The sequence below is a fragment of the Mesotoga infera genome (assembly GCA_011045915.1).
GTDB classification, from domain to species: Bacteria; Thermotogota; Thermotogae; order Petrotogales; family Kosmotogaceae; genus Mesotoga; species Mesotoga infera_D.
The window spans coordinates 1-7,597 of sequence record DSBT01000207.1 but is presented as its reverse complement, the minus strand read 5'-3'; the positions used below and the strand labels follow the sequence as shown (position 1 = coordinate 7,597).

At 45.0% G+C, this 7,597-nt stretch carries 8 protein-coding genes; 6 read left to right on the top strand and 2 right to left on the bottom strand.

Annotation, left to right across the window (positions count from 1 at the left end; genetic code table 11):
* The coding region (locus ENN47_07440; protein HDP78001.1) for a 3-aminobutyryl-CoA ammonia lyase at positions 1–227 on the bottom strand (227 nt) is incomplete at its 3' end.
* 214 nt (positions 228–441) lie between these two features.
* Between ENN47_07440 and ENN47_07435 the strand changes: the two genes are divergently transcribed.
* Both ENN47_07435 and pepV read left to right on the top strand, forming a co-directional pair.
* Positions 442–1,452 (top strand): mannose-1-phosphate guanyltransferase, encoded by a 1,011-nt coding sequence (locus ENN47_07435; protein ID HDP78000.1) that lies wholly within the window; start codon positions 442–444, stop codon positions 1,450–1,452.
* Between the two features lie 12 nt (positions 1,453–1,464).
* Positions 1,465–2,850 (top strand): dipeptidase PepV, encoded by a 1,386-nt coding sequence (pepV, locus tag ENN47_07430; GenBank protein ID HDP77999.1) that lies wholly within the window; start codon positions 1,465–1,467, stop codon positions 2,848–2,850.
* A 77-nt stretch (positions 2,851–2,927) separates the two neighbouring features.
* On the opposite strand, the gene ENN47_07425 is transcribed toward pepV, so the two are convergent.
* Positions 2,928–4,259: an MATE family efflux transporter gene (locus ENN47_07425; GenBank protein ID HDP77998.1), complete on the bottom strand. Its 1,332-nt coding sequence runs from the start codon at positions 4,257–4,259 to the stop codon at positions 2,928–2,930.
* Between the two features lie 142 nt (positions 4,260–4,401).
* Here ENN47_07425 and ENN47_07420 point away from each other — a divergent pair, with 142 nt between their 5' ends.
* The 4 genes from ENN47_07420 to ENN47_07405 form a co-directional block, all read left to right on the top strand.
* Positions 4,402–4,845 (top strand): CGGC domain-containing protein, encoded by a 444-nt coding sequence (locus tag ENN47_07420; protein ID HDP77997.1) that lies wholly within the window; start codon positions 4,402–4,404, stop codon positions 4,843–4,845.
* 44 nt (positions 4,846–4,889) lie between these two features.
* Positions 4,890–5,663, top strand: a complete 774-nt coding sequence (locus ENN47_07415; protein ID HDP77996.1) for a hypothetical protein — start codon at positions 4,890–4,892, stop codon at positions 5,661–5,663.
* A gap of 242 nt (positions 5,664–5,905) precedes the next feature.
* Positions 5,906–7,204, top strand: coding sequence for an adenylosuccinate lyase (locus tag ENN47_07410; GenBank protein HDP77995.1), 1,299 nt, complete (start codon positions 5,906–5,908; stop codon positions 7,202–7,204).
* Positions 7,205–7,208: 4 nt separating this feature from the next.
* Positions 7,209–7,597: adenylosuccinate synthetase (locus ENN47_07405; protein HDP77994.1), on the top strand; the 389-nt coding region annotated here is incomplete at its 3' end.

Below are 7,597 nucleotides of genomic sequence, written 5' to 3'. Positions count from 1 at the left end.
GAGACTATTTCTCCTGTTGCTTCAACGTAATCTCCTGCATAGACAGGAGCAAGAAATTCGATGTTATCATAGGCTTTGAATAAGCCTTCATCGCCATCATTTCTTATTAACAACTCAGTAGCAACATCACCGAACATCTGGATAACTCTTGCACCATCAACCAAGTTGCCTCCGTAATGAGCATCTTGAAGGCTCATTCGAATTCTGACCATAGCCTTTGTCAAGATAATACCCCCTTTATACAATTCTGCCTCTAAAATGCAACTGCATCAAAGGTTGCAGCCGATGATTAAACTCCTATAGAGTCGAACACATCTCTTTATGTCTCTCTTCCTATTCTGTTATACACGATTTTTCAAAAAAATTACCTCCCCGCCTTCGCCAGGTAAAGCTCCACCTTTCTGGTATGCTATAGATAACAAGATGTTGCAGGAAGGAGAGGTGTGCGTGGTCAAGACACTTATAATGGCTGGCGGCATAGGGGAGAGGCTATGGCCGGTAAGCGTAAGAAAGAGGCCGAAGCAGTTCCAGAAGTTTGGTTCAAAGAAAACCATGATTGAAGAAACGATTGAACGAATGGAAAAGCTTACCGATGAGATAATCATTATCACAACAAGGGAGCAGTTTCCACTTATGCAGTACTACTTGCCTCTCTTCCCAAGCGACAACGTCATATTCGAACCTATGAGAAGAAATACAGCTCCAGCCATTGCTTTGGGTAGCAGCAGATTTGCTGCTGAGGATATCATGGTTATTGTTCCGGCCGATCATGTGATCAGAGATGAAGAGAGCTTTCTTAAGACTTTGAGAAAGGCAATTGAGTATGCCGAATCAAATGAATCGCTAGTTACAATAGGGATAACCCCGAATCGCCCCTATACTGGTTACGGCTACATTGAAAGGGGAAACGTTGTAAGCGCTGATAAAGAGGTTTATTCGGTGAAGAAGTTCCATGAAAAGCCCGACTATGAAACCGCTCAAAGGTATTTTCAGTCTGGCAAGTTTCTCTGGAATTCGGGTATGTTTGTGTGGAGAAAGAAGGTCTTCGACTCCGAGCTTTCAACGAACTTCCCGGACCTGTTTTCTTCAATCTCCGAGATTGAAGAGAGGCCTGAAGACATCGAGAAGATTTACGAGAGACTTCCTAAGATTTCAATAGACTATGGTTTGATGGAGAGATCGACAAAAGTTGCAACTGTTCCGGCCAATTTCTACTGGAATGATATTGGATCCTGGGATGCGGTTTATGATTTGCTGCTGAAAGACAAGAACGGAAATGCAGTAGAAGGCGAGTTTTCTCTAAGAGACGTCAAGAATTGTCTTTTAATCAACCATACTCAGAAGAAACTTGCAGTCTCAAGGATTGAGAACTACATTGTGGTGGCAAGTAGTGAAGGAACGCTGGTTTGTAGAAGAGGAGAGTCACAGGAAATAAAAGAGATAATAGTCTAAGGAGGAGAAAAAGTGGATAGGAAGCTTGACGAAATTGTGATTTCCCTAAAGGAGGAACTGGTAAGATCAATATCCGATTCAGTTAGGATCAAGTCAGTTCAGGATACTCCGGTTGATGGTGGCCCCTTTGGCAAAGGGGTAAGGGATTCACTTGACCAGACTATCAAGTTGGCACAGAAGCTAGGCTTTGAGGCAAGGAACGCCGATGGATATGTGGGCATAGTAGATTATGGATCGGGCGAGACTTTCGGTGTTCTTGGTCACCTTGATGTAGTTCCAGAGGGAGAAGGCTGGGAAGTTCCACCTTACAGCGGCCTGGTGAAGGACGGAGAGATCTGGGGAAGAGGAACTCAGGATGACAAAGGCCCAATGATTGCAGCACTTTATGCTCTCAAGGCAATAAAGAACTATGTAAGAAAGCCCTCCAAGAGAATTAGGCTGATCTTCGGAACAAACGAAGAAACTGGCTGGGAGTGTATGAAGTACTATGTCAAGCACGAAGAGATTCCAGATTTTTCTGTGACACCCGATGCCGATTTCCCTGTGATTTTTGCGGAGAAAGGAATAGTGAATTACGGAATTTCAGCACCTGCCATCAGTGGAGAGAAAGGGCTGGCAATCGAGAGCTTGACTGCCGGAGAAGCACCAAACATGGTTGCTTCGTCAGCAAAGGTCGTTCTCAGGGGTGCAGACGACGAGATTCTAGAAAAAATCAGCTCCTTCTCACCGAAAAACAATACCAGACTGGAGATAAATAAGTCGGATAGAAGGGTCGAGATTTCGATAACGGGAGTTTCCGCCCATGGATCGACCCCAAGTAAAGGGCAGAGCGCAATGGCAGCTTTAGTAGATCTTCTCGCGGAGCTTCCTCTGGAAGATTCTGAGATGAAGAGGCTTTTGAGTACAATAAGAAACAAGATTGGTTACGAATTCTATGGTGAATCGTTAGGAATCTCCGGAAGGGATTCGATGTCTGGAGAATTGACTCTCAATATTGGAACTCTCAGGCTTCAAGCCGGAGTCCTGAAGCTGGTTATTAACATCAGATACCCCGTTTTCTTCAATGAAGCAATGATAAGATCGCAGATTGAAGAGGCTTTCAATGGATTCCGGGTCGAAAGCTACCATCACCAGAAGCCGCTTTATGTATCTCCCGATTCGGAATTGGTAAAGATGTGCAGGGAAGTATATAAGGAAGTGACGGGACACGATGAAGAACCGATAGCTATCGGTGGAGGAACATACGCCCGGGCAGTGCCAAATGCCGTGGCTTTCGGAGCTTTGTTGCCCGGAAACGTTGAACTGGCCCATCAGCCAAATGAAAGGATATCGATTGAAGATGTTCTTCTTGTGGCAAGAATTTACGCTCAGCTATTCCTTAGGTTTCTGCAGACCTGAGTAAGAAGCAGCTTGCGTGACAAGTGTATCAAGGGCCGAAGAAATTGTTACTCGGCCTTTTTTGATCCCGGATGCTGCTAATCAACAACGTTTTTTAGCCACTTCCAGGTCAAAGTCCTTCTGACTCCCAGAATTGCCTTGAAGAGCTCTTCAATCATTATCGCGACGTAGACGAGAGTGAGCGGCCATTTCAGTACCAGTCCGGTGACGGCCACAAGCGGAATTCCCACTCCCCAAAGCGATGCAATCTCGATGATCATAGCTGCTCTGGTGTCTCCTCCGCTTCTGAGAACTCCAACGATGTTCACTGCATTAAACATTTTGATTGGCTGGGAGATGCCCACAATGATAATTATTGTAAGGACAATATTCTTAAGTCCCTGATCTATATTGTAGAAATTCACAATAATCCTCGAAAGCAGAATGATGATAAGGCCGGTTGCCACTGCGGTCATCACAGTAAGTTGAAGCAGCTTCTTTGCGTTATACTTTGCCTGAGTGAAGTTATTTCTTCCCAGTTCTGCTCCTACCATGACAACTGTCGCTGAAGCTAATCCGCCAAAAATGACGAACCCGAAGTTTTCGATGGTGCTGGATATATTCCTGGCAGCTATAAACTCAGTACCCATTCTTGCCATAACAAGCGAGTACATTGTAATACCCAGGCTCCACAAAAACTCATTTACTATCACCGGAGTAGCATATTTCATAAGCCTTTTGAAAAACGGTGCATCGAACTTGAAGGCGAATTTTGAAAGCCTTACAGGGGTTTTCCTTCGCAATACAATATTGACAAAAATCACAAACTCCACGAATCTTGACAGGAGAGTTGCGAGTGATGCTCCATAAACACCTAGAGGTTGGATCGGCCCAAAACCAAAAATCAGCACGTAGTTCACCACTGTATTGATCGACAGAGCGACAAGACTTACATACATAGGGATTCTTGCTTTTTCCACTGTTCTCAAAGCCATCGCGATAATAAAGGAAAATGATGTCAGGAACGTTGAAAAGGCTACTGGCCTTGCATATGTCGCGCCGGTTCTTATTACTTCAGTATCGGTAGTGAAGATCATTAATACTCTTTCGGGGAAAAAGAACAATAGCACAAAGAATACAACGGCGGCTCCCATGGTAATGTAGAGAATGTGCCCGAGCGTCTTCTCTATGTTCTTTTCGTCTCTTTTGCCCCAGTACTGAGAAACGAATATTCCAGCTCCGCTAGACACCCCAAAGGTGAGAATATTGAGGATAAAGACCACCTGATTCACCAGACCTACGGAGGCTATTGCGGTTGTGCCTAATTGACCAATCATGAGATTGTCAACGAGATTGAGGCCGGTAGATATAAGATTTTGAAGTGTTATGGGTATCGCTATGGAAAGCATTCGCTTTGTGAAATCCTTCATATCGACCTCCAAAAAAATTAACCGTTGAATTATACAGCTATTTCTCGAGATAGGCAACAGTAGTATTGACTGAAGAAGCAATAGCATCATAAGTTGCTATAATGATGATGATAAGTATTTCACATTAGAAAGGGGTGTTTTTGTGAAGAAAATCGGAATAATCATTTGTGGTCGCTATCAGAGTTGTGGGGGAGGGAAATGTCTCAGAGCAATGAGAGAACATGTGGGTGGTTTTTCCATTTATCCGGATGAAGAAGAACTGGTTCTTGTCGGTTATTCTTATTGCGGAGGCTGTCCGGGGGGGAACGTAGAATACGTGCCTCAAGAAATGATCAAGAACGGAGCCGAAGTTATTCATCTCGCAACGGGAATGGTCGTGGGTTATCCTCCTTGTCCGCGACTAAGTCAATTCAAGGAGTTCATAGAGAATTATTATGAGATTCCTGTCGTGATCGGAACTCATCCCATACCAATGAAATATCTCACTGCACATGAGAAGCTTTCATTCTGGAAAAAATCAGACATGTATGCTAAAGCAGAACACCTTATGAAAGAGGATAGGGAGATAATGAAGGCGTATGACTGATCCAGAATCTCTCGATCTTGTCGGGCCTGAAACCGGGTGAAGAGATGATTAGTGAGAAAAGAGTCTCTCAGTATATTCGAATCGCGTTGAGCACTATCAGCTCGGACAGAGAATCGAAAGAGAAAATTAGAAGAGAGATGAACTACGATATCCAAAACAAGGTCTTCGACAGCGGTAAAGGGGATCCTTTTGAAGTGCTGGGAGACCCCGCCGCGTATGCCAGAGAATTTATAGAAGAGAGGAAATCGACTTACACCAAGGTTCGCACAAGGTTTTCTCGGACTTACGGTATCAGAGGCCACGCCGGTTATGAGTACATTTCAAAGTCAACTGTTGCCGCTCTGCCAATCATACACATTAATACGCGTCCGTTTGGAGTTGCAAAAGGCTTTATTGCAATCGGGAATGTAGCAGTCGGAGTGTTGGCCATTGGCGGAGTTTCAATCGGACTACTCAGCTTTGGAGGGGTAGCGCTTTCTCTTCTGGTTTCTCTGGGTGGATTATCTGCCAGTCTTTTCTCTGCATTTGGCGGATTGGCAATTGCGCTGTATCTTGCGGGCGGTGGCCTTGCGGTTTCTTATGATTTCGCAGTGGGAGGGGCAGCTATTGCCAGAGACTATTCGATAGGAGGCTTTTCATCTGCAAGAGTGGCTATCGGAGGAGAGGCTAGAGGTGTAATTGCAATATACGGGCATAGCGGGGTTGGGGATTACCTTCTCAGATTGCCAAGAACGGCAGACCAGATAATTGACTTTGTGATCTCAAAAGGTGAAGAAATAGGCGACGTATTTGAATGGGCCGTTAGGCTGATTTATTGATTCTTAGAGACAGCCACCCATCGAGAAGCTCTACTATTCCTATCTCATTCTGAGTTGATTCTTCGGATATGATAACCAGTCTGCTTATGTCAAACCCTGGTAGAAGCCAGACGGACGCGGTTCCCAATTTTCTTCATATCTGCATCGATTTGACCGTAAGCTTTTTGGTTTGAATGACACATATGAAAAACAATGGCAGATGGTTTGATGTAAACTATTATCTGTTGGATGGGAGGTCGACTATGATAGAGAGATACGCGCTTTCTCCCCTGAAAGAACTGTGGGAACTGGAAGCCCAGTATGAGAGATGGCTCGAAGTGGAATTAGCCGTCGTCGATGCCTATGAGAAGACAGGGAGAATTCCTCAGGGAACGCTTGAAAAGATGAGGTCCGCTGCAAGAATAGATTTGGAAGCGATTTCCGAGATTGAAAAGCAAGTAGATCACGATGTCATTGCTTTCATAAAGTTCGTGACACAGGGAATGGGGGATGAAGCTCGTTTTTTCCATCTTGGATTGACATCATCGGATGTTGTGGACACCGCCCTTTCGCTTGCCGTTAGAAAGTCCGGGCGCCTTATTGTCGGGTCTCTGGAACAGCTCTCGAGAGCACTGAAGGAAAAAGCAGTTGCCAACAAAGATGTAGTATGTATGGGTAGGACTCACGGTATACATGCTGAGCCCACTTCGTTTGGACTGAAGTTTCTATCGTTCTTCGTTGAAATAGAGAGGGCAATCCTTCGCTTGAACGTAGCTATAGATGGTTGCTCAGTTGGGAAACTGAGTGGAGCCGTTGGAAACTACGCTAATATTTTGCCGGAGATCGAGAGTATTGCTCTGGGTGAGCTCGGTCTGAGGCCGACCGCTGTTTCCTCACAGATCATCCCGAGGGATATTCACGCCGAGTTTCTTTCGGCGCTGGCAATAGCGGCCTCTTCAATAGAGCGAATGGCTGTGGAGTTCAGGCATCTCCAGAGAACAGAGGTTCTGGAAGTTCAAGAGCCATTTAAGAAGGGGCAGAGAGGCTCTTCCGCTATGCCTCACAAAAAGAATCCCATTATATGTGAAAGGCTCACCGGTATGGCGCGTTTGATGAGAAGTTACGCAGGTGCTTCACTAGAAGATATTGCCCTCTGGCATGAAAGAGACATCTCCCATTCCAGTGTGGAGAGAGTAGTTCTGCCTGATGCGACAATGCTTTTGTACTATATGGCTGAGAAGTCTGTTTATCTGGTGAGCAATCTTGTTATCTATCCCGAAAGAATGAGAGAAAACTTCAAGGCCTCCAGAAATCTTGTTTTCTCACAGAGGGTAATGCTGACCTTGATCGAAAAGGGCATGTCGAGAGAGGAAGCTTACCGGTTGGTGCAGGAGTTATCGATGGATTGCTGGAACGGCAATCTTGATTTCAAACAGTTGGTTTTGACTAATCAAGTAATCACGAAGCTAATGAGTTCAGAAGAGATTGGAAGACTTTTCGATCCTGATTATTTTTTGAGAAACGTTAACTGCGTATTTGAGAGAGTTCTTAATGGAGGTTGACTGAGTGGAGAAATTGGCCGTTGTTGGAGCCCAGTGGGGCGATGAAGGAAAAGGAAAGGTTGTCAATTACTTTTCTAGGGATTTTGAGTGGATAGTAAGGTTTTCCGGTGGCGCAAATGCCGGTCATACGATCTATGTTGGCGATAAAAAGTATGTAAATCATCTTTTGCCCTCAATAAATCCCGTGATTGATTCAAAGGGTTTTCTTGGTGCAGGAATGGTAATAGATGTCGGGCAGTTGGTTGAGGAACTGAAAATCCTGGAAAGAGATTTCCCAGGCGTCTCCAGTAGATTCTATCTTGATCCCGAAGCCTTCATCGTTCTTCCCTGGCACAAAGAGGAAGACCTTTTGCTTGAGAGGATGCGCAAGGTACCGATCGGCACAACGGGAAG

Excerpts from the sequence above, each read along its gene's own strand:
- ENN47_07415 (HDP77996.1), top strand. The coding sequence starts at position 4,890 with ATGATTAGTGAGAAAAGAGTCTCTCAGTATATTCGAATCGCGTTGAGC.
- ENN47_07425 (HDP77998.1), bottom strand. The coding sequence starts at position 4,259 with ATGAAGGATTTCACAAAGCGAATGCTTTCCATAGCGATACCCATAACA.
- ENN47_07410 (HDP77995.1), top strand. The coding sequence starts at position 5,906 with ATGATAGAGAGATACGCGCTTTCTCCCCTGAAAGAACTGTGGGAACTG.